Origin of the sequence: Streptomyces sp. NBC_01235 (genome assembly GCF_035989285.1) — a bacterium.
In the GTDB taxonomy this organism is placed as follows: Bacteria; Actinomycetota; Actinomycetes; order Streptomycetales; family Streptomycetaceae; genus Streptomyces.
In genome coordinates this window covers 748,515-769,067 of the sequence record NZ_CP108513.1, presented here as the reverse complement: position 1 = coordinate 769,067, position 20,553 = coordinate 748,515, and the positions used below count along the sequence as shown (strand labels likewise).

Annotated in this window: 18 protein-coding genes and 2 pseudogenes; 7 read left to right on the top strand and 13 right to left on the bottom strand. The window is 72.1% G+C overall.

Annotated features, from left to right (window positions below; translation table 11 throughout):
• Positions 1-29 precede the first annotated feature (29 nt).
• Positions 30-2,090, bottom strand: a complete 2,061-nt coding sequence (locus OG289_RS03445; RefSeq protein WP_327312516.1) for a SpoIIE family protein phosphatase — start codon at positions 2,088-2,090, stop codon at positions 30-32.
• 243 nt (positions 2,091-2,333) lie between these two features.
• Here OG289_RS03445 and OG289_RS03440 point away from each other — a divergent pair, with 243 nt between their 5' ends.
• From OG289_RS03440 to OG289_RS03425, 4 genes are all read left to right on the top strand, one after another.
• Positions 2,334-3,233: a hypothetical protein gene (locus OG289_RS03440; protein WP_327312515.1), complete on the top strand. Its 900-nt coding sequence runs from the start codon at positions 2,334-2,336 to the stop codon at positions 3,231-3,233.
• Between the two features lie 120 nt (positions 3,234-3,353).
• Entirely contained in the window at positions 3,354-3,722 is a 369-nt protein-coding gene (locus OG289_RS03435; protein WP_327312514.1) for a hypothetical protein, read from the top strand.
• Between the two features lie 139 nt (positions 3,723-3,861).
• Entirely contained in the window at positions 3,862-5,877 is a 2,016-nt protein-coding gene (locus OG289_RS03430; protein ID WP_327312513.1) for an NADPH-dependent 2,4-dienoyl-CoA reductase, read from the top strand.
• Positions 5,878-5,930: 53 nt separating this feature from the next.
• Positions 5,931-6,488, top strand: a complete 558-nt coding sequence (locus OG289_RS03425) for a PadR family transcriptional regulator (protein WP_327312512.1) — start codon at positions 5,931-5,933, stop codon at positions 6,486-6,488.
• On the opposite strand, the gene OG289_RS03420 is transcribed toward OG289_RS03425, so the two are convergent.
• Entirely contained in the window at positions 6,485-7,024 is a 540-nt protein-coding gene (locus OG289_RS03420; protein ID WP_327312511.1) for a hypothetical protein, read from the bottom strand. The genes OG289_RS03425 and OG289_RS03420 overlap by 4 nt on opposite strands.
• A gap of 168 nt (positions 7,025-7,192) precedes the next feature.
• The gene (locus OG289_RS03415) at positions 7,193-8,167 is read right to left on the bottom strand and encodes a fibronectin type III domain-containing protein (protein WP_442818864.1); all 975 of its coding nucleotides are present in this window, start codon (positions 8,165-8,167) and stop codon (positions 7,193-7,195) included.
• A 407-nt stretch (positions 8,168-8,574) separates the two neighbouring features.
• On the opposite strand from OG289_RS03415, the pseudogene OG289_RS03410 reads away from it, so the two are divergent.
• A pseudogene (locus OG289_RS03410) lies at positions 8,575-9,273 on the top strand (glycoside hydrolase family 75 protein); the annotation flags it as partial.
• 510 nt (positions 9,274-9,783) lie between these two features.
• Here the strand turns inward: OG289_RS03410 and OG289_RS03405 are convergent.
• The 4 genes and pseudogenes from OG289_RS03405 to OG289_RS03390 form a co-directional block, all read right to left on the bottom strand.
• Positions 9,784-9,882: pseudogene (locus OG289_RS03405) on the bottom strand (SDR family oxidoreductase); the annotation flags it as partial.
• A gap of 4 nt (positions 9,883-9,886) precedes the next feature.
• Positions 9,887-10,111, bottom strand: coding sequence for a hypothetical protein (locus OG289_RS03400; RefSeq protein WP_327321038.1), 225 nt, complete (start codon positions 10,109-10,111; stop codon positions 9,887-9,889).
• Between the two features lie 400 nt (positions 10,112-10,511).
• The gene (locus OG289_RS03395; RefSeq protein ID WP_327320569.1) at positions 10,512-11,978 is read right to left on the bottom strand and encodes an IPT/TIG domain-containing protein; all 1,467 of its coding nucleotides are present in this window, start codon (positions 11,976-11,978) and stop codon (positions 10,512-10,514) included.
• Positions 11,979-12,119: 141 nt separating this feature from the next.
• The gene (locus tag OG289_RS03390; RefSeq protein WP_327320568.1) at positions 12,120-12,413 is read right to left on the bottom strand and encodes an aromatic-ring hydroxylase C-terminal domain-containing protein; all 294 of its coding nucleotides are present in this window, start codon (positions 12,411-12,413) and stop codon (positions 12,120-12,122) included.
• Between OG289_RS03390 and OG289_RS03385 the strand changes: the two genes are divergently transcribed.
• Complete coding sequence (locus OG289_RS03385) at positions 12,405-12,947, top strand: TetR/AcrR family transcriptional regulator (protein ID WP_327321037.1); 543 nt, start codon at positions 12,405-12,407, stop codon at positions 12,945-12,947. The two genes, OG289_RS03390 and OG289_RS03385, sit on opposite strands and share 9 nt — an antisense overlap.
• 105 nt (positions 12,948-13,052) lie before the next feature.
• On the opposite strand, the gene OG289_RS03380 is transcribed toward OG289_RS03385, so the two are convergent.
• The 4 genes from OG289_RS03380 to OG289_RS03365 all read right to left on the bottom strand — a co-directional run bounded on the left by OG289_RS03380 (position 13,053) and on the right by OG289_RS03365 (position 15,979).
• Positions 13,053-13,463, bottom strand: coding sequence for a PTS fructose transporter subunit IIA (locus tag OG289_RS03380; protein WP_327312510.1), 411 nt, complete (start codon positions 13,461-13,463; stop codon positions 13,053-13,055).
• Positions 13,464-13,470: 7 nt separating this feature from the next.
• Entirely contained in the window at positions 13,471-14,070 is a 600-nt protein-coding gene (dhaL, locus tag OG289_RS03375; protein ID WP_327312509.1) for a dihydroxyacetone kinase subunit DhaL, read from the bottom strand.
• Between the two features lie 47 nt (positions 14,071-14,117).
• Positions 14,118-15,110, bottom strand: a complete 993-nt coding sequence (gene dhaK / locus OG289_RS03370; protein WP_327312508.1) for a dihydroxyacetone kinase subunit DhaK — start codon at positions 15,108-15,110, stop codon at positions 14,118-14,120.
• Positions 15,111-15,421: 311 nt separating this feature from the next.
• A complete protein-coding gene (locus OG289_RS03365) occupies positions 15,422-15,979 on the bottom strand; it encodes a TetR/AcrR family transcriptional regulator (RefSeq protein ID WP_327312507.1) in 558 nt (185 codons plus the stop codon).
• Positions 15,980-16,077: 98 nt separating this feature from the next.
• Here OG289_RS03365 and OG289_RS03360 point away from each other — a divergent pair, with 98 nt between their 5' ends.
• Positions 16,078-17,235 (top strand): FAD-dependent monooxygenase, encoded by a 1,158-nt coding sequence (locus OG289_RS03360; protein WP_327312506.1) that lies wholly within the window; start codon positions 16,078-16,080, stop codon positions 17,233-17,235.
• A gap of 69 nt (positions 17,236-17,304) precedes the next feature.
• Here the strand turns inward: OG289_RS03360 and OG289_RS03355 are convergent, their stop codons facing one another.
• Both OG289_RS03355 and OG289_RS03350 read right to left on the bottom strand, forming a co-directional pair.
• Positions 17,305-18,864, bottom strand: a complete 1,560-nt coding sequence (locus tag OG289_RS03355) for a flavin-containing monooxygenase (RefSeq protein WP_327312505.1) — start codon at positions 18,862-18,864, stop codon at positions 17,305-17,307.
• 363 nt (positions 18,865-19,227) lie between these two features.
• Entirely contained in the window at positions 19,228-20,250 is a 1,023-nt protein-coding gene (locus OG289_RS03350) for a LacI family DNA-binding transcriptional regulator (protein ID WP_327312504.1), read from the bottom strand.
• Between the last annotated feature and the right edge of the window lie 303 nt (positions 20,251-20,553).

The following is a 20,553-nucleotide window of genomic DNA, read 5'->3' as shown; positions in this document are numbered from 1 at the left end:
AGTCTGTGAATCGGGGCGTACGGCCTTGGCTAGGCGATGGCCCGCGCCACCAGCAGGGCCACGTCGTCGTGGTTGTCGGGGTGGTGCAACGCGCTCAGCAGCAGGTCGCACAGCTCCTCCAGGGGACGCGCGGGGTCGTCGAGCAGCGCCAGCAGAGCTTCCAGACGCTCGTCGAGGGAGTCCGTGCGGGTCTCGACGAGCCCGTCCGTGTACAGCACGAGCTGGTCGCCGGGCGCGAAGTCGACGTCGGTCGTGGAGAACGCCACCCCGCCCACGCCCAGCGGCACCCCGGTGGGCAGGTCGAGCAGTTCCGGCGGACGGCCGGGGCGCACCCGGGCCGGCGGCAGATGCCCGGCGTTGGCGATCCGGCACCGCGCCAGCCGGGGGTCGTGGACGGCGTACACGCAGGTGGCGATGGAGTGGTCCAGGCCCTGGGTGATCCGGTCGAGATGCTCCAGCAGGACCGCCGGGTCGAGGTCGAGGGAGGCCAGCGTGGTCGTCGCGGTGCGCAGTCGGCCCATCGTGGCGGCGGCGTCGATCCCGCTGCCCATCACGTCGCCGACGACGAGTGCCGTCTTGCCGTCCGGCAGCGGGATGACGTCGAACCAGTCGCCGCCGACCTCGGTGGTGGCGCCCGCCGGCTGGTAGCGGGAGGCGACCTCCAGGCCGCCGGTGACCGGCGGATGGCTCGGCAGCAGGCTGCGCTGAAGGGTGAGCGCGGTGGTGCGGGCGTTCTGGTACCAGCGGGCGTTGTCGATCTGCACGGCGGCGCGGGCGGCCAGCTCACGGGCGAGCAGCAGGTCGTCCTGGTCGAAGGGGAGCGGATGGTGGATCCGCTTCAGGTCGAGGGCGCCGAGCACCTCGCCCCGCGCGATGAGCGGCACGGCCAGATAGGAGTGGACTCCCGCCCGGGCCAGCAGCTCGGCCGACTCGGGGGAGCGGGCGATGCGCGCGAGATCCTCGTCCTTGACCTGGGCGACCATGACGGGCTGCCCGGTGCGCACGCACTCCGTGACGAGTCGCTGCGGTCCGTAGCGGGCGACCTGCCCGGGCGGGTCGGAGGCCTGGAGGGCGTCGGGCGCGTTGTACACCCGGACCGCCAGAGCGCGGATCACCGCGTCCTCCGCCGGGCCGAGGCTGGTGCGCCGGCCCGCCACCACGGCGTCGAGCAGATCCACTGCGGCCATGTCCGCCAGCTCCGGCACCGCCACGTCGGCCAGTTCGCGGGCGGTGCGCTCCAGGTCCAGGGTGGTGCCGATCCGGGCCGAGGCGTCCGCGATGAGCGCCAGCCGGCGGCGCGCCGCCTCGGCCTCGACGGCCGCCCGGTGCCGGTCGGTGACGTCGACGACCGAGGCGGCCACGCCCAGCACGGTGCCGCGGGCGTCCTCCAGGCGGTACAGGGAGACCGACCAGGCGTGGTCCTCGTCCGGGTCGGCGGGGGTACGGCCGACCGTGAACCGGTCGACGATCGGCTTGCCGGTCCGCAGCACCTGGCGCGCCGCGGACTCCAGGACCTCCGCGTCCACCCGGGGCAGCACCTCGCGGACCGTCCGCCCGACGTGCTCCTCGGCGGGCACACCGTTGATCCGCTCCAGCGCGGAGTTGACCGAGACGTACCGCAGGTCGGTGTCCAGGACGGCGAGCCCGTTGGGGGACTGCGCGACCATCCGCGTGGACAGGGCCACGTCCCGCTCCAGCCGGCGCACCGTCGTCCGGTCGGCTGCGAGGCCCAGGGCGTACACGTCGCCCCGGTCGTCCAGGAGCCGCATGTTGCGGAACTCCACCAACCGGGTGGTGCCGTCCTTGCGCCGGATGGGGAACGCCCCCGCCCAGCTCCGGCCGGTGGCCATGACGTCCGCGAACAGTTTCACGACCAGGTCGACATGGCGTTCGTGGACCATCACGTGGGCCGCGTACCGGCCCAACGCCTCCTGCGCCGAATAGCCGAACAACTCCTCGGCCTGGGGACTCCACAGCGCGATACGGCCCTCGGTGTCGAGCACCACAGAGGCCACGTTCAGCACGTCCAGCAGTCCGCTGGGGCCTGTCGGGCCTCCACCCTCGGCCGCGGACGATCCGCCTGCACTCATGCCACGCACCGCCTCCGGACATCGACGCGGCACGCCCGTCCCCCGTGCCGACTCCCCTGTTCTACCGCGCTCAACCCTTTTCTCCCACGCCTTTGGGGCACTTCCCCATGCTCCTCCAGTACGGCTTCGGGTGCCGTTCTCCTCAGGGTCCGCACCTGTCCATCGAATTGGTCTGTACATGACCATGATGCCGGGACAGACTGTCCGCCGAGCGCGCCCCACCCCCCTTCGACGAGGAGTCCCATGCCCCTGCGCCCTGCCCGCCGCCGTCCCCTGTCCGGCACTGCCCGTACCGCCCGCGCCGCCCTCCTCGCGCTGGCCGTCGCGACGGTCACCGCCCTCTCCGCGGCCCCGCCCGCCGCGGCCGCCGACACCTGGACCGAGGTCGGCTCCGACCGCGCCGACCCGCTGTCCGAGAGTCAGGGCCTGACGTCCGTCGAGGTCCCGGCGAACAGCGCCAACCGCTACACCGGCATCGGCACCATCCCGCTCTCCGTGTCCGCCCGGGGCTGGAACCACGTCGGCGACCCGGACGCCTCCTACGACGGCTACTACGTCGAGCCCTACCAGAGCGACTCCGGCACCTCGAAGATGTACCGCGTGCAGGCGCCGGGCGGGGCCTGGTCGGAGTACGTCCACGCGCTCGGCTCGGGCGAGGCGCTCAACAACTCCTGGGTGGCGATCACCCCGAACAGCCAGTGGATGCTGTCGGGCGAGTGGGGCACCATGACCCGGTTCCTCGTCTTCCCCACCCCCGGCGCCAACTCCGGCACCTCGCCCTCGGCGAACCTGCCGCAGGTGTCGACCGTCCGCCTCGACCACGCCGTGCGCGACGTGCAGGGCTGCGACTTCACCGGTCCGACCACCCTGCTGTGCTCCTCTGACGACCCGGCCGGCACCCTCTTCGGCATCACCAAGCCGCTCCTGCAGATCGACCTGTCCGCCGAGCCGAACGGAACGGCCGACGTCACCGGTCATGTGACGGCCCTGCGTCAGCTGCCGCTGCGCAGCTCCTGCTCGGGCACCTTCGAGGCGGAGGGCATCGACTACGACCGCCGCACCGGCACCCTGCGCGTGATCGTCGTCTCGCCCGGCTTCTGCGTGCTGACCGACAGCAAGACGTACCGCTTCACGCGGAGCTGAGCCCGGCGCCGGGGGGTGCCGTCGCTGGTCCCCCTCGGAAAGTGGTGCTTTTCTGGGGATGTGGCGCGGTTCGCGGGGAACCCGCACTGCCGCGCCACCGCCACGAGAGGAGCGATCACGATGGACCGCGAGCGACCGCACGAGGAGTCCGTCTCCGTCGAGATCAGCGGATGCAGCAAGGAGGACGCCCGGATCGTGTTCGACACGCTGAACGAGTGCTTCGAGTCGGACCGCGGAACCGACGAGGCGCCGCAGCAACTGCACGAGACCCGCCCGATGGTGTGGCTCGGCACCTTCGAGGTCACCGAAGCGCACGACTGCGCCCGCCCGGCCCGGCTCTCGTCCTCCGTCGAGGCCGACGCGCAGGGCGGCTACTGGGCGATCGAGCGGCTCCGTACGACGCTGGACTCGGTGTTCGCGGTACGCGACCTCTCCTCGGCCTCCGGGGACCAGGAGCGGGAGCTGCACGTACTGCTCGAGAGCCGGTGAGGCGATGGGGTGATGAGCCGATGGAGCGATGAGGCGGTGACCTGCGGCACATGACCCCGGCCTCATTGTGCAACTAGTTGCATAATCCGTGCGCGGTCCTCTAGAACTGGAGGGAAGACACCGCGCACGGAGGCCTGTCATGAGCCGTTACCCGCACCTGCTGAGCCCGCTCGACCTGGGCTTCACCACGCTGCCCAACCGCGTCCTGATGGGCTCGATGCACGTCGGCCTGGAGGAGGCCGAACGCGGCTTCGAGCGCATGGCCGCGTTCTACGCCGCCCGGGCCCGTGGGGGAGTGGGCCTCATCGTCACCGGCGGCATCGCCCCCAACGACGAGGGCCGGCCGTACGAGGGCGGCGCGAAGCTCACCACGGACGCGGAGGCCGAGCAGCACCGGGCGATCACGGACGCCGTGCACCGCGAGGGCGGCCGGATCGCGATGCAGATCCTCCACTTCGGCCGCTACGCCTACCACCGGGACCTGGTCGCCCCCAGCCCGCTCCAGGCCCCCATCAGCCCCTTCCCGCCCCGCGAGCTCACCGACGCCGACGTCGAGCGGACCGTCGACGACTACGCCCGCGCCGCCCGCCTCGCCCGCCAGGCCGGCTACGACGGCGTCGAGATCATGGGCTCCGAGGGCTATCTCATCAACGAGTTCATCGCCGCCCAGACCAACCACCGCACCGACCGCTGGGGCGGCTCGTACGAGAACCGGACGCGGTTCCCCGTCGAGATCGTCCGGCGGGTGCGCGAGGCGGTCGGCGAGGACTTCATCGTCATCTACCGGCTGTCCATGCTGGACCTGGTGCCCGGCGGCTCGACCCTCGACGAGGTCGTCACCCTCGCCAAGGCCGTCGAGGCGGCCGGCGCGACGATCATCAACACCGGCATCGGCTGGCACGAGGCCCGCATCCCCACCATCGCCACCTCCGTGCCGCGCGGCGCCTACACCTGGGTGACGAAGAAGCTCATGGGCGCGGTCAACGTCCCGCTCGTCACCACCAACCGCATCAACACCCCTGAACTGGCCGAGGAGTTGCTCGCCGACGGCTGCGCCGACATGGTGTCGATGGCCCGCCCGATGCTCGCCGACCCCGACTTCGTCAACAAGGCCGCGGCCGGTACGCCCGAGGCCATCAACACCTGCATCGGCTGCAACCAGGCCTGCCTCGACCACACCTTCAGCGGGAAGATCACTTCCTGCCTGGTCAACCCGCGTGCCTGCCACGAGACCGAGCTGGTCCTCTCCCCGACCCGGCTGCGCAAGCGCGTCGCGGTGGTGGGCGCGGGCCCGGCGGGCCTGGCCTGCGCCGTGAGCGCCGCCGAACGCGGCCACGACGTGACGCTGTTCGACGCCGCGAGCGAGATCGGCGGCCAGCTCAACGTCGCCCGCAAGGTTCCTGGCAAGCAGGAGTTCGACGAGACGCTGCGCTACTTCCGCCACCAGCTCGACGCGCACGGCGTGGACGTACGCCTCGACACGCCGGTGGCGGCAGGTGACCTGGAGGGCTACGACGAGGTCGTCGTGGCCACCGGCGTCAGCCCGCGCACCCCCGACATCCCCGGCGTCGACCACCCGAGCGTCGTCGGCTACCTCGACGTCCTGCGCGACGGTGCGCCCGTCGGCGACCGCGTCGCGATCCTGGGCGCGGGCGGCATCGGCTTCGACGTCGCCGAGTTCCTCACCGACGGCGGCGACAAGGCGGGCGAGGACCCGGCGACCTACTTCCGCCAGTGGGGCGTCGACATGGACTACCGGGCACCCGGTGGTCTCGCCGTCCCCGAGCGCCCCGCCCCGCCCCGCACGGTCCACCTCCTCCAGCGCAAGACCAGCAAGGTCGGCGCGGGCCTCGGCAAGACGACCGGCTGGATCCACCGCACCGAGCTCAAGCACCGGGGCGTCACCATGATCCCGGGCGTGCGCTACGACCGGATCGACGACGCCGGACTGCACGTCACCGTGGGCGAGCAGAGCACGGTCCTGGAGGTCGACACCATCGTGCTGTGCACCGGCCAGGACCCGCGCCGCGACCTGTACGAGGCACTGGTCGCCGCCGGCGCCAACGCGCACCTCATCGGCGGTGCCGACGTCGCCGCCGAGCTGGACGCCAAACGAGCCGTCCAGCAGGGCACGGAACTGGCGGCGGCACTGTAGGGACGCGGCTGCGGGGGAGGCGCGCCGTTCGGGCGCGTCCCTAGGATGACCGCATGTCACTCCCGCACGCGATCCTCACCGCCCTGCTCGAGAGGCCCTCGTCGGGGCTGGATCTGACCCGCCGGTTCGACAGGTCGATCGGCTACTTCTGGTCGGCGACGCACCAGCAGATCTACCGCGAGCTGGGAAAACTGGAGGCCGAGGGCCACATCAGGGCGCTGCCGACCGAGCAGCCGGCCCGCGGACAGAAGAAGGCCTACGAGGTCCTGCCCGCGGGCCGCGCCGAACTCGCGCGGTGGACGGCGGCCCCCCAGGACCCGAAGCCGCACCGCGACGCCCTGCTGCTGCGGCTGCGCGCCGCGGCCGTCGTCGGCACCGCGGGCCTGGAGGCCGACCTGCGCCGCCATCTCGACCTGCACCGGCGGCAGCTGGCCGAGTACGAGGAGATCGAGAAGCGCGACTTCCCGCCCGGCCTGGACAGCGCGCAGTCCAGGCTCCAGCACCTGGTCCTGCGCGCGGGCATCGAGCTGGAGACCTTCTGGGCCCAGTGGCTCACCGAGGCTCTGGAGGAACTGCCCGCCGTGCGGGACACAGCCGGACGGCACACCTAGAGCCGGTACGGCTTCGAGCGGCGGCGCAGGAACCAGGCCGCCGCGATGACGCCCGCCCCCACCAGCGCCCCGCCCACCCCCATGGCGACGGGGCCGTAGTCGCGGGCCGCGCCGCCGAGGCCGCCCATGACCCCGCGCGAGGGCGAGGCGGTCGCGGAGATCGTCGGGGTGGAAGGAGCCGAGACGATCACGGACTGGGTGCCCGCGGTGCTGCCGCCCGAGCACATGACGACGACGGTGTACGTGCCCGGGGAGACGCCCGACCAGGCGGCGGACTGGCTTGCGGGCGTCCCGGACAGGGCCACCTGACGCCCCTGGGCGAAGCTCGCCTGGGCGCCGTTGAGCAGGGCGGCCGTGCCCCAGCTCCCGTTGATCTGGGTGCAGGCGCTGGTCACCACCGACACCATGGAGCCGGTCGTGCTCACGGAGATGCCCGAGACGCGGGCGGCGGCCGGCCCGGGGGCCAGGGCGAGAGGGAGTGCGGCGGCGGCTGCCACGGTCAGGCCTGAGCGGACGAGGAGAGGGGAAGTGCGCATCGGATGTCCTCCGGCGGCGGCACGGTTGGCGGTACATCCCTTGCGCCGCCGAGGATTGGGTACGCCCGTGCTGCCTCAGAGGCAGCCAACGCGCCCGTGACCCGCCCCGCATCCGGACCGCCCCCGTGCAGGTGACGGATTCCTTCGGACGGCCCATGCGACGAGCCGTCACCGGTGTTCGCCCGTAGTCACCGCCCACTCCGCCGAGAACGCGCCCCACGTGCCGTCCGGCAGCCGGGCCCGCAAACGCACCCGGTGGCCGACCCCTGCCTCCGGTCCCGCGTAGAAGCTGTACGTGGCCTTCCCGCGCGGCGGGGTCCCGCCCCACACCAACGAGGTGGCCGGCTGCCCGTCGAGCTGGATCTGGTACTCCGTCACCACGCCGTCCACGCGGGGCGGCACCCAGGACAGGTCGATGTAGTACGCCCCGTCGGCGAGACGGGTGGCCGCTCGGAAGCCGGCCGGCGCGGTGTCCGTCCCCTCGTCGTCGCCCGGCGCGGTGATGAGGCGCACGGGCGGCCCGGCCGGCGAGACGTTGTCGGCCGCGTCCCGCGCCCGGACGGTGAACGAGTAGCGCGTGCCCGGCCGCAGCCCCGTGACGACCGTCGCCGTCTGGGCACCGCCGACGCTGTGGATTCTCGCACCGCCCTGGTAGACGTCGTAGGACACCACCTTCCGGTCGTCCGTGGACGCCGTCCACGACAGTTGGACGGCCCGGCTCCCGGCGGCCCGGCCGGTCACCTCGCCCGGCGGAGTCGGGGCCGAACGGTCCGCCGCCGCGGCCGCCGGCGTGGTGGCACGCACCTCCCGGCTGCGCGGACCGAGCCGCCCCTCTGCGTCGCGGGCCCGCACGGCGAAGACGTACACGGTGGACGGGGTGAGGCGGACGACGTCCAGCATGTGCGCGGAGCCGCGCACCTCCCCCACCTTCGTGCCGCCCCGGTACACCTCGTACCCGCTGACCGAGGGATTCGCGGAGACCGCGTTCCACATGACGTGCACGCTCGTCGTGCTCCCGGCCTCGGCGGTGACCCCCGTCGGGGCGCCGGGCGCCCGTCCGTCGTCACCCCCGCCGCCCGCGCAGCCGCACGGAAGGGCCGCCACCAGCCCGTACCCCACCACCCACAGCACAACGCGTCGCACGGCTTCGCCTCCCGGCCCGGCACAGCGGCAATGGTCCGGACCAATATGGCGTGGTGGCGCGACCACATCAAGAGGTCGGAAGCGTCTCCATGGGTCGCCGTCGGCCGCTTCCGGAGGTTACGTATGCTGAAGCTCCTCGCGGCTGAACTCTCCCTGCGGGCTGATGAGTTCACGCCGATGGCGCGGACCGCTGTCGTCGCAGATCCCGCGCCGGCGGAGTGGCCGGGGGTCCGGTGTCGAGACGGCGCCCGGCCCCCGGCCCCTGTCGCACTCCCGTGCTGTCGGCCCGTCAGAAGCCGGGCCCCGTGCGCCGTGCACCGTACGGCCCCCTCGGAGTGGCCTCGTGGTGCGGTCGGCACCAGATTGTTCCGGGTGTCCGTCAATGTCCCACGAGAGGGTCCCGTATCGTGCGCGCCCAGTCGCTGACACTGGCCGCGGCCGGCCTCGCCCTGCTGGCCCCGACCACTCCACTCGCCACCGCGCGTCCGTCCCCGGGTGCCCCCGGGGCGCCGGCGCTCCGGCAGGAAGGCTCAGTCCGCGCCGCCGACCTGCTGTCCCGGGTCCGCGACTGCACCCCCGTCTCCCGCGGCCGCTACCGCACCGACGGCGACACGCCGGCCACGATTCCGGTGTGCGGCACCGACGAGGCGGTGTTCTGGACGGCCGACATGGACGTCGACTGCGACGGCCGCCAGAGCCCGCGGTGCAACAGCCGCACCGACCCGCTGTTCTCCGACACCACGGCCTACCAGCAGTCCGACGGCCGCTACCTGAGCGCCGAGGCACTGCCCTACATCGTCGTGCCGGGGGCGAGCGCCATCTGGAACCACCGTGAGCACGGGGTGCGCGGGGGCTCGGTCGCGGCCGTCGTCTACCGGGACCGGGTGCAGTACGCGGTCGTCGGCGACACGGGACCGCACGAGATCATCGGTGAGGCGTCCTACGCCGCCGCCGAGGCGCTCGGCATCCGCACCGACCCCCGCGGCGGCGGCGCGCCCTCCGGCGTCACGTACATCGTCTTCAAGGACTCCCAAGCCACTCCCATCGAGAGCCACGCGTCCGCGGTGGCGGTGGGGGAGCGGTTGGCGCGGCTGTTCGTGCGGGGAGCGGGCGTGGGCGAGGGGACGGCGGCGCAGCTTCAAGAGCGGCTGGAGGAGCCGACGGGGCTGGGTGGCTCGGCACGGCAGGCGGGGACGGGGGCGGTCCCCGGCGGTGAGGCAACCCCCCAAGGGGCCGGCGTGCAGGAGGAGTTGACGGCACCCGAGAGCGTCGAGGCTCAGGCGGACTCGGGGGACTCGGAGTCGCAGGTGACCCAGGAGGATTCAGGGGGCCCTGAGGTTCAGGAGAGTCCGGACGCCGGGTCCGACGAGTCCGCCGAAGCCGGCCAGGGCGACGTGGGGGACGAGGGAAGCGCGTAGGCGAAAGGGAGGGGCGGTCCGTTCGCGTCGAGCGTCCGAACGGTGGCCGCCGCGGATGCCGGGCCGCTGGGCCCGGGGTGCGGCGGCCACCGGTGGCCGGACGGCCGAGGTGGGCGGCCGAGTGGCCCTCCGGCGTGCGACGCGGGGTGACCTGGCGTGTGTCGCTGTTCGTCGCGCCCGGGGGTCCGTGGACCGTCGGACCGGCGACCAGCCGTCGTCGACCGGCAGGACCACGCCGTTGACGTTGCTCGCCGCGTCCGAGGCGAGGAACACGATCGCGGCGGCCTGCTCCTCCGGCCGTTCAGGAGCTTGTTGCCGACGACGGCCGGTCGTGGTGGGCCGGCAGCACGTACTGGACCCCTCGCGGGTCCCGCCGGGCCGCGCCGCGCTCTGGGTGCAGCTCCAGGAGGTTCCGTTCGCGCCGTCGTCCGATGCGGCGGGCGAGCTGGACGTCTCGGCGGGGTGGGACGGCGAGCGGCTGGTCGCGGGCTGTGTGGAGCGGGTGCTCGGCCGGATCGAGGCGCATGCCCCGGGCCTGCGCGCCCTGGTGACCCGGTGGAGTGCGGTCGGTCCGGCGGGGATCGCCGCGGCCAACCGCAACGCCGTCCGCGGCGACCCCTGCGGCGGCTCCGCCGAGCTCGACCGTAACCTGATCCGGCGGCCGGGGCTGTCGTCGAGCCGCCACCGCACCGCGGTACCCGGACTCTGGCACATCGGTGCCTCGACTCATCCCGGCCCCGGTCTGTCGGCGGTTCCGGACACCTGGTCGCCCGGCAGTTGCTCGTCGTGCCGCACAGCTTTGTGGCCTGTTCGCCGCAGGGCGAACGGTCCTGCGGCGATCCCTCGCCCGGGCACGGTTCGACCGGTCGGCAGCATTGGGCCCGGGGCTGCTCGAAGGGCCACCCCGGAAACGGGGCGTGCGGACGCTACCGTCCGGTGTAGGTGAACTCGTCGGCCGGGCTGGTGGGAGAGGTGGCCTTGCCTACCGTCACGGTGATGTTCACCGTCTGGTCGTCGTCGAGCTGACCGGGCGCGGTTGCGGTGATCTGGCCGGTGGAAACGAACTTGACCGAATCGGATGCCTTGTCCTTGAAGTGCACGGTGGCGCCATCGGCGAAGCCCGAGCCGCTGATGGTGACCGGGGTGCCGACCTTTCCGCTGGTCGGGCTGACCGCACTGACCACCACAGGTGCGGGTCCGCCATAGGCGAACTGCCCCATCGCGACGGCCGGGGAGGTGCCGAGGGTGTTGGTGACGCGGACGTGGACGACGCCGGTTCCGCTGGGGACCTTAGCGGTGATCCTGATGCCGGAGGGGTCGATGTTGCGCGTGGTGCAGGCGAAGTTGCCGAAGTCGACCATGCTGTCCGGACTGAAACCGGTGCCGTTGATGGTCACAGTGGCGCCCGGTGCGCCGAAGGCGGGGGTCACGTCGGTCACCACCGGCCCGGAAGGAACGGCAGGCGCCCCCACCAGGTCCAGGTAGGTGGAGTTGGCGTGCTGGAAGGCGACCTGGCCGAGGAAGTCCTGGGTGGTCTTGTTGACCAGGTTCTTGGCAAGGCTCGTGTATCCGGTGTTCATCGGGAAGAGCGTGCCGGGCTGGACGTAGACGTTGCCCTTGGTGCGCTTGGAGATCGCCCCGATGAGCAGCTTCACTTCTTCGGTCGCCTGCGGTCCCGGGCTCGGGTACCAGCCGGCGGTGGTGCCGAGATCGGCCCACGCGTGCGGTACCAGGTCGTAGGCGTTGTTCTGGCGCTCGTCGATGACCCACGGCACGGAGTCGAAGTAGTCGACGAAGCTCTGCACGCCGGCGGTGGGAGCGGCATAGGTGATCACCCCGAACTGCGGCTGATTCGTCCAGGTCTGTGCCTGCAGGTACGGCGCGAGCATGGTGGCGATGCAACCGCCCAGGCTGTGACCGGTCAGATAGACGGTCGGCCGCGGCGAGGAGGTCGCCGACTTGAGCGCGGCGCCGAGCGCCTGAACGAGCGTGACGTTCGGGGAGGGTGAGGCGATCGAGCGGGCGTTGACAACCCGTTCGAACGCATCCATGGCCCCCTTGGAAACGGCGATGGGCTTCGGCGATCCGCTTTCGGGGAACGGGACGACTGTGCCGACGTCGAGGTCCTCGAGGATGTCGGTCAGATCGGCGTCCGTTCCGCGAGCGACCACCGCGAACTCGTTCGAGCCGTTGGTGCTCCGTGCGATGTAGGCCATATTGGCGTTGGCCTCGCTCAGGGCGAGCCACACCAGCTCCCACGCGCCCTGCGTCGCAAGGCCGGGATCGCTCAGTTGCGCGTCGATGCCGGTGATGATTCGTTCGGTTTGATCCTCCGGGGTTTCCCCGGACGGACGCGGGGTGGCCCCGGTGGCTGCAAGGGCAGCCAGGGTCATGGTCACCTGGGCGATTGTCGGATCGGGTGCCATCGTCGTTCCTGCTCCTCGGATGTATTGCCGGTGCGGAGGCGGGACGGCCCTTCGGCAGGATCAGGGCAGATCTGTGCGGAACCGACCGTCAGAGTGGATCGCACACAATCAGACCTCCCCTCTGCGGTGCCCGGTGCATTTCCTGCCTGCAGGTTGACCAGGTTCACCTTGTTGGCCGTTCGCCATACGCCTGTGCGGTTCGCCGAGCCAGGTGCGCAGGGCGGCCGCCAGAGCTGCGGTGTCTGCGGGCAGGCCCGGGGCGGCGGCCCAGGCGACGATGCCGTCGGGGCGGATGAGCGCATCCGGTGGACGCACGGGCCGGCCGCCCCTGATGGAGGAGCGCAAGGCGGAGATCCGGCTGGAGATCGCCCGCGCCGCGGTGGATCTGTGTTCGTGGGCCAGGGCGTCGCCGCGACCACCGGGGAGCAGATCGGGCAGGCGGTCGGGGTCTCGGCCCGGACCGTCCGGCGGTACTTCCCGAGCAAGGAGAGCTGCGTACGCCCACTCCTCACGGCGGGCATCGACGCCATCGCCACCTGCCTGCGGGAGTGGCACCCGGGCCGCCCCCTGGGAGACGCCTTCGCCCGGCTGCAGTCCGACCAGTGCGTGATCGTCGGCCCCGACCTCGCCACGGTAGGGGCCCTGGTGCGGCTGACCCGCACCGAACCGGGCCTGCGCGCGGTTTGGCTCCGGACCTACGACGAGGCCGAACCGGCCTTCGCCCGCGCCCGCGCTCTCGACGACCGGGCCGGGCTGCCGGCCGGAGCCCTCCGGCCACCCATCCAGGCGGCGATGTCCGACGCGGCCCTGCGCGCCGCCGTGGAACACCACGCGTGGCACGCCGACGACACCACGACGGACCCGGCGACGACGAGAGCCGAGCCGGCAGAGGCCATCCGCTCGGCCCTCGTGGCGGCGTCGGAGGGGCTCACGTAAGTCCGTCCCGGAGTCCGTCCGGAGTCCGTCCGGATGTCGTTCCGAGTCCGTCCGGAGTCCGTCCCGAGTCCGTCCGGAGGTCGACGGGACTCACCTGAGCCCGCGTCACACCTTCCGGTAGGTGTACGCGTCCGCGGCCGCCGCTTCCACCGCGTCGAGGTCGGCTCCCGTCGCGGCCGTGACGACCGCGGCCACCGCGCCCTCGACGAACGGGGCGTCCACCAGGCGGGCTGTGGCGGGGAGTTCGTCGCCCTCCGCGAGCAGCGCCTTGACCGTGAGGACGGCGCTGCCCAGATCGGCGAGGACCGCGACGCCGGCGCCCCGGTCCACCGAGGCGGCAGCGGCGGCGATCAGCTCGGCGCTCGTGCCGAGCCCGCCGCCCTCCGTACCGCCGGCCGGGGCGAGGGGCACGGCCGGGCCGCCGCCCGCGAGCCCCCGCGCCAGCCCGGCCACGGCCTCGGCCACCTCCGCGCTGTGCGACACCAGGACGATGCCGACCAGTTTCTCGTCACTCACCGGCGCCTCACTCCCCGTCGGCTTCGTCGAGGGCGGCGATGAGCAGGGCCGCCGAGGTGGCACCGGGATCCTGGTGGCCGATGCTGCGTTCGCCGAGGTAACTGGCCCGGCCCTTGCGGGCCTGCAGCGGTGTCGTCGCCTCGGCGCCCTGCTCGGCGGCGGCCCGGGCGGCGCGGAAGCCGTCGGGGAGGGCGTCGACGGCCGGCACCAGTGAATCGATCATGGTCTTGTCGCCGGGTGCGGCACCGCCGAGCTGCATCACGGCGTCCACGCCCGTGCGCAGCGCCTCGGCGAACCCGCCCTCGTCCACCTCGGCCGCGTCCCCGAGCGCCTTCCCGGTCCGGCGCAGCAGCGTGCCGTACAGCGGCCCCGAGGCCCCGCCGACGGTCGAGATCAACTGGCGCCCCGCGAGGACGAGTACGGCGCCCGGAGTCCCGGGTGCCTCCTTCTCCAGCGCCGCGGTCACCGCGGTGAAGCCGCGTCGGAGGTTGCTGCCGTGATCGGCGTCCCCGATGGGCGAGTCGAGGGCCGTGAGCCGGTCCGCCTCGCGGTCGACGGACGCGGCGGTCGCCGTCATCCAACGGCGGAAGAAGTCGGCGTCGAGCACTGGATCTCCTTGCGTGGTCGGTACGGGTCCGAGCACCTGCCCCTGGCTCACACACCCCAGCGCAGCCCGGGCGTCTTCACCGGCGCGTTCCACAGCCGCAACAGCTCCTCGTCGATCTGACACAGGGTCACCGAGGCGCCCGCCATGTCGAGGGACGTCACATAGTTGCCGACGAGCGTATGGGCGACGGCCACGCCCCGTTGGGCCAGCACGCGCTGCACCTCGGCGTTGAAGCCGTACAGCTCCAGCAGCGGCGTCGCGCCCATGCCGTTGACCAGGACGAGGACGGGGTTGCGGGGCGTCAGGTCCTCCAGGATCGCGTGGACCGCGAAGTCGGCGATCTCCCCGGACGTCATCATCGCCCGCCGCTCCCGCCCGGGTTCCCCGTGGATGCCGACGCCCAGCTCCAGCTCGCCGGGCGGCAGGTCGAAGGTCGGGCTGCCCTTGGCCGGTGTCGTGCACGCGCTGAGCGCCACGCCGAAGCTGCGGGAGTTCTCGTTCACCTGTCGCGCGAGCGCCTCGACCCGTTCCAGCGGCTGCCCCTCTTCGGCGGCGGCACCCGCGATCTTCTCCACGAACAATGTCGCGCCGGTACCGCGCCGCCCGGCCGTGTAGAGACTGTCGGTGACGGCCACGTCATCATTGACCAGCACCTTCGCGATCTGGATGCCCTCGTCCTCGGCCAACTCGGCCGCCATGTCGAAGTTGAGCACGTCGCCGGTGTAGTTCTTGACGACGAACAGCACTCCCGCCCCGCTGTCCACGGCCGCCGCCGCCCGCAGCATCTGATCCGGCACCGGCGACGTGAACACCTCACCGGGGCAGGCCGCCGAGAGCATCCCCGGTCCGACGAACCCGCCGTGCAGCGGCTCGTGTCCCGAGCCGCCGCCGGACACCAGCGCCACCTTCCCGGCCACCGGAGCGTCCCGCCGCACGATCACCCGGTTCTCGACATCGACGGTCAGCTCGGGATGGGCGGCCGCCATCCCGCGCAGCGCATCCGCGACCACGGTCTCCGGAACGTTGATGAGCATCCTCACAAATACCTCCTGGTGAGACTGGGAGATGGGTCCCTGACCTTCATTTTTTGCAGTTCAGGACTGGTTGGAGCACTTAATGATCTTGGTGGTCGAGGGTGGTCCGGGATGGTCGAGGGCGGTCGGGAGCGGGCTCTTGCGGTACGGGTGCTGACGTGATCGCCGACTCTGGTGGCGGGTCGTCAGGTGTGGTCGGTGTGTGCGGATCGCCGGTTCCGGAAGCCTGGTCTCGGCAGTATCGATCCTGACAGGGGGCTGGGTCACGTGTGCGGACGTCGACGTCATCAGGCCCCGCCCGGTGTCGGTGGGTGCGGTCATCGCAGCGCCGCCGCCACCAGCCCGCCGATCTCCTGGTCCGACACCGCTCCGCCCCCCACCAGTCGGTCGAAGACCAAGCCGTCCACACAGGTCAGCAGCGTGACGGTACGGTCCTCGGCGTCAGCGACGCCCTGCGCGGCCAGGAAGTCGCGAACGGCCTGTCGGGCTGCGTTCTCGCGCGGCACGAGGATCTCCCGCAGCTCGGGGTGGTGCACGCTCTCGATGGCGCACGCATAGCGCGCGAGGGAGCGCCGCCGTCCGTCCCCCGTGAGCCGTTGCTCGACGAAGGCGGCGATCCCGGCCGCCAGTTCCCCGGCATTACGCGGCATCGGCGCCTGTTCCCCGATCGCCTGGAGTTCTGCCTGGTCAAGAGCGACCAGGCGCCGGACCAGCGCGCCGAGCAGTGCCTGGCGGGTGCGGTAGTAGGCGGACGTGGTGCCGGGAGGCAGGTGTGCTGCCCGGTCGACCGCGCGATGGGTCAGTCCTCGGATTCCGGCCTCGGCCAGCACGTCGATGGCCGCGTCGGCGAGGACGGTACGTCGGTCTGCGGGCATCCCCCTTTTCTACACCTGTAGAGGAGCGGGGTACGAGCGGAGTACCCTCTTTCTACATCTGTAGAAGGATCGCGGCGGGGCGGACGAGGGAGGCCGGTATGGGTGGCAGCGCGGTGGTGGTGGGCGGAGGCATCGGGGGGCTGGCCGCCGCGATCGGTCTGCGCCTGATCGGCTGGGAGGTGACGGTCGTCGAAAGCGCCCCCGTCCTGGCCGATGTGGGCGCGGGCATCTCCCTGCACGCCAACGGCATCCGTGCCCTGGATGTCCTCGGTGTCGGCGAGGCGGTGCGCGCGGCTGCGCGGCCTCAGTACACCGGGGGCACCCGTGTCCCAGGTGGCGGCAGGCTGGCCCGGATGGACGGGACCGCTCTCGAGCGCGAGCTGGGCACGCCGATCGTCGGAGTCCCCCGGGCCGTGCTGCACCACCTCCTGCGCGCGGCGCTGCCGTCCGAGTGCCTCGTGGTCGGGGCCGAGGCGGAAACCGTCGACCGCTCCGACCCGGGCCGGGTGCGGATGCCGCTCGGGGACGCCGCCCTGGAGGCGGATCTGGTCGTGGCCGCCGACGGAGTGGGCAGCCGGCTGCGCGCCCGGCTGTTCCCTCGGCACCCCGGCCCGGCCTACAGCGGGTCGACCGTCCTGCGCGCCATCACCGAGCGTCCGGTCGAGTTGGACACCGACTTCGAACTGACCTGGGGGAAGGGCGCCGAGTTCGGGCACATTGCGTTCGCTGACGGCCGGGCCGAGTGGCACGCGGTGCTCAACTCGCCGCCCGGGGTGCGATATCCGGACGCCCTTGCCGCGATGCGCCGCCGCTTCGGCCAGTGGCACGATCCGATCCCCGCACTGCTGGACGCGACCCGGCCCGACGCAGTCCTGCACCACGACATCCACGAGTTGGCGACTCCCCTGCCTGCCTTCACCGCAGGCCGGATCGTCCTGCTCGGTGACGCGGCCCACGCCATGACGCCGAACCTCGGTCAGGGCGCCTGTCAGGCACTGGAGGACGCGGTCGTGCTGGCCGCCGCGCTCGCCACCGAGCCCACCGTCGAATCGGCGCTGGCCCGTTACGACGCGGAGCGCCGTCCGCGCACCCAGTCCGTCGCCCGCGCCGCCCGCCAGGCGGGCCGGATGGGGCAACAACTGACGAACCCCCTGGCCGTCGCCGTGCGCAACACCGCTCTCCGGCTGGCCCCCTCCCGCGCGACCGTCCACACCATCCTGCGGCACGCCGACTGGACACCGCCCCGCCTCGGCTGACGGCAGCGGACCGCTCCACCATCGATCTCCGCACCGCAGGCGCAGGAGCCTGCGGTTTCGGACGTCGCGTCATGGCTGCTGCGCGTCCGTGGGTGCCGTGCGGTTGCCAGGCTGCGGCCTCGTCTGAGCAGGGAGGGGAAGGGGGCGGGCCGGTGTGTCGAAGGTGTAGGCGTCGGCGCTGAAATGGCGCAGCCGGCGCACGAGCCGTCCGGTGGACCACGGCCAGGCGAAGGTGTTCTGCCCAGTGGGAGCGAAGTAGTAGCTGGTGCAGCCACCCGTGTTGTAGACCGTGGTCGCGAGCGCCTCCTGGACGGCGGTGTTGTGCGCGGCCTGTGCGGCCGGCCGGACGTCCAGGGCCCGGTGGCCGCCTTGGTCGAGGTGGGCCAATGCGGCGACGAGATACGTCAGCTGGGCCTCCAGGACCGTGATCGCCGAGGTGGAGCCGCCGAGCAGGTTGGGTCCCAGAAGCAGGAAGAGGTTGGGGAAGCCGCTCACGGTGGTACCCATGTACGCCTGCGGTGCACCGCCCCAGGCCTCGTCGAGTGTTCGGCCGTTCGTACCGTACAGGGTCCTGGCCAGCGGCAGCTCACCGACGCGGAAGCCCGTGGCCTCGATGAGCACGTCGGTGTGGACGGTGGTGCCGTCGGCACCGACGACCTCTTTGCCGCGGACGGCGCGCACGGCGGTGGGACGGAGGCGGACATGCGGCTGGGACAGAGCCCGGTAGAAGGTGCTCGACGTCAGAAGGCGCTTGCAGCCCAACCGGTGGTCCGGTGTCAGTTCCCGGCGCAGCTGTCGGTCACGGACGGCGAGGCGCAGGTGTGCGCGGGCACCCGTCTCGAGGAGGCGGGCCGCGTGCGGGTGGCGGAAGGCGTAGCCGATGCCCTCCTGCAAGGCGTACTGCCCGGCGCGCAGGGCGCCGCGCGCACCGGGTAGGCGGTCCAGGAGCCGGTTGAGCGCCGCGGGTACCGGCAGATCGGGCTTGGGCAGCACCCACTGGGCGGTGCGCTGGAAGAGGTCCACGGCCGCAGCCTGGGCTTCGATGGCCGGAACGATCTGGACAGCGGAGGCACCGCTGCCGACCACGGTCACCCGTCGACCGGTCAGGTCGACGCTGTGGTCCCACCGGGCGGTGTGGAACACGGGGCCGTCGAAGTCCTCGATCCCGGGGACGTCCAGGCGGCGCGGAACGTGCCACGCTCCGGTGGCCAGGATCAGTACCGCCGTGCTGCAGGGCCCGTCGCTGGTCTCCAGCAGCCAGCGGCCGGCTGCCCCGTCCCACCTGGCCCCGAGCACCCGCACACCGCAGCGCAGCGCGTCACACAGCCGGTACCGCTCGGCCGTCGCCCGCAGATAGGCGAGGATCTCCCGTTGCCCGGCGAAGACCCTGCTCCATGTGGCATCCGGGGTGAAGGAGTAGCTGTAGAGGGTCGAGGGCACGTCACAGGCGCAGCCCGGGTAGGTGTTCTCCCTCCAGGTACCGCCGAGGTGCGTCTCCTTCTCCAGAACGAGGACGTCGTCGAACCCCGCCTCGCGAAGCCGGACTGCGGCCCCGATCCCGGAGAACCCCGCTCCGACGACCACCGCCCGCACATCTCTGACCGTCCGCGCACTCTGGGCCGGGATCACAGCGACGCTCCAGCCAGGCGGCCGGCGCACCGTCCACGGCCCCTACTCGGTTCTCGCGGAGCCGTTCGGCGGGCGGTGCCCGAGACCTGGGTCCGGGGCGTGGCGGCCCGAGCGGCGGAGTGGGGCGGCAGGACAATCGGGGCCGGCAACCTCTTGAACGGTGTGATCACATACCGCCAACGACCACGACGCCGCGGCGTCACCCCACCCGGTCGCAGACAGGTTCAACGCCGTACGCCCTCCGGAGAAGGCGGAGCAACCGGTGCCTCGGGGTTCGAGCCGAGGGGCACCCGGCGTTTCGTCACCGGCGGCGGATCTCCTCGGCGTCGCCGGAAGCGGTCCACCGGTGTGGCGTCGCGTGGGTCACGCCGCGCCGGCGCCGGGCGGCGGGGCGGTCGAGTTGCGCACCACGAGCTGGGTGCCCACCTCCATGTGATCCATGAGCAGCCGCTGTCCGTCGATGAGGGACAGCAGTGCGCGGGCCGCCTTCTGGCCCATGTCGTGCAACGGCTGACGCACGGTGGTCAGACCGGGGAAGCTCTGCGCCGCCTGCGGGAGGTCGTCGAAGCCGACGACCGAGCAGTCGGTGGGCACGTTGAGGCCGCACGCCCGTGCGGCGTCGATGGCGCCGAGCGCCATCAGATCGGCGCCCGCGACGATCGCCGTCGGACGGTGATCGGTGATGAGGCGAGAGGCGGCCCGGAAGCCGCTGGCGTAGGAGAAGTCGCACGAGGCGACCAGTTGCTCGTCGACCTTCAGTCCGGCGAGCCGCATCGCGTCCTCGAAGCCCTGGAAGCGGATGGACGTGCTCTCGAGGTCCTCCTCGCCGCGGAGGTAGGCGATCCGGGTGTGACCCAGGTCGATCAGGTGCTGCGTGCCCTGGCGCATCCCGTGGTAGTTGTCGACGCTCAGTCGGGGCAGCGGCAGGTCCAGGCGCCGGGGGTCGATGATGACGCAGGGCAGTTTCTGCCGGCGCAGCAGCTCGACCGTCTCGTTCTCCAGGACGGGCGCGATCATGAGCACACCGTCGACGAGGCCGCGGCCCAGGAACTCGATCCGGTCCTTCTCCCGCACCGCGTCGTGGTACGAGGCGTTGACCAGCAGCTCCTGCTCGGCGCTGGCCAGCTCGTCGGCGACACCGCGGAGGATCTCCAGTCCGTACTGACTGGTCAGATCCAGTGCGATGAGTCCGATGAGCCCGCTGCGGCCGGCCTTGAGGTTGCGGGCCGAGACGTTGGGCCGGTAGCCGAGCCGTGCGGCCACCTCCATGACGCGCCGTCGGGTCTCCTCGGAGGCCCCCGGCTTGCCGTTCACGACATTGGACACGGTCATCGCGGAGACGCCGGCCTCCTCGGCCACCTGCGCGATGGTCACCCGCCCTGCCACCCCAACTCCTTCTGCCGCTCGGCCGTTTGGCACGTGAAGACCTTAGAGCCTGCTCTTCATCGCCTTCACCGCAAACTCCAGGAAACTTTAACGATAAGTTGCGGCAGGCGTCAATGACGGTCCCGGTAGAGGCGGGATTCGGCCCCGTGAGCAGGGAGGAGGTGGGGTCGTCCGTGTCGCGCCCGGGAGGGAGTGGCAACCTCAAGCGTCTTCTGCGGCCACGGAAAGTTACGTATAGATGTCCGCTAAGTTTTGCGTTACAGTCCCTGGCCATCGGCACCTAAAGTTCGCCGCAACTCGGGT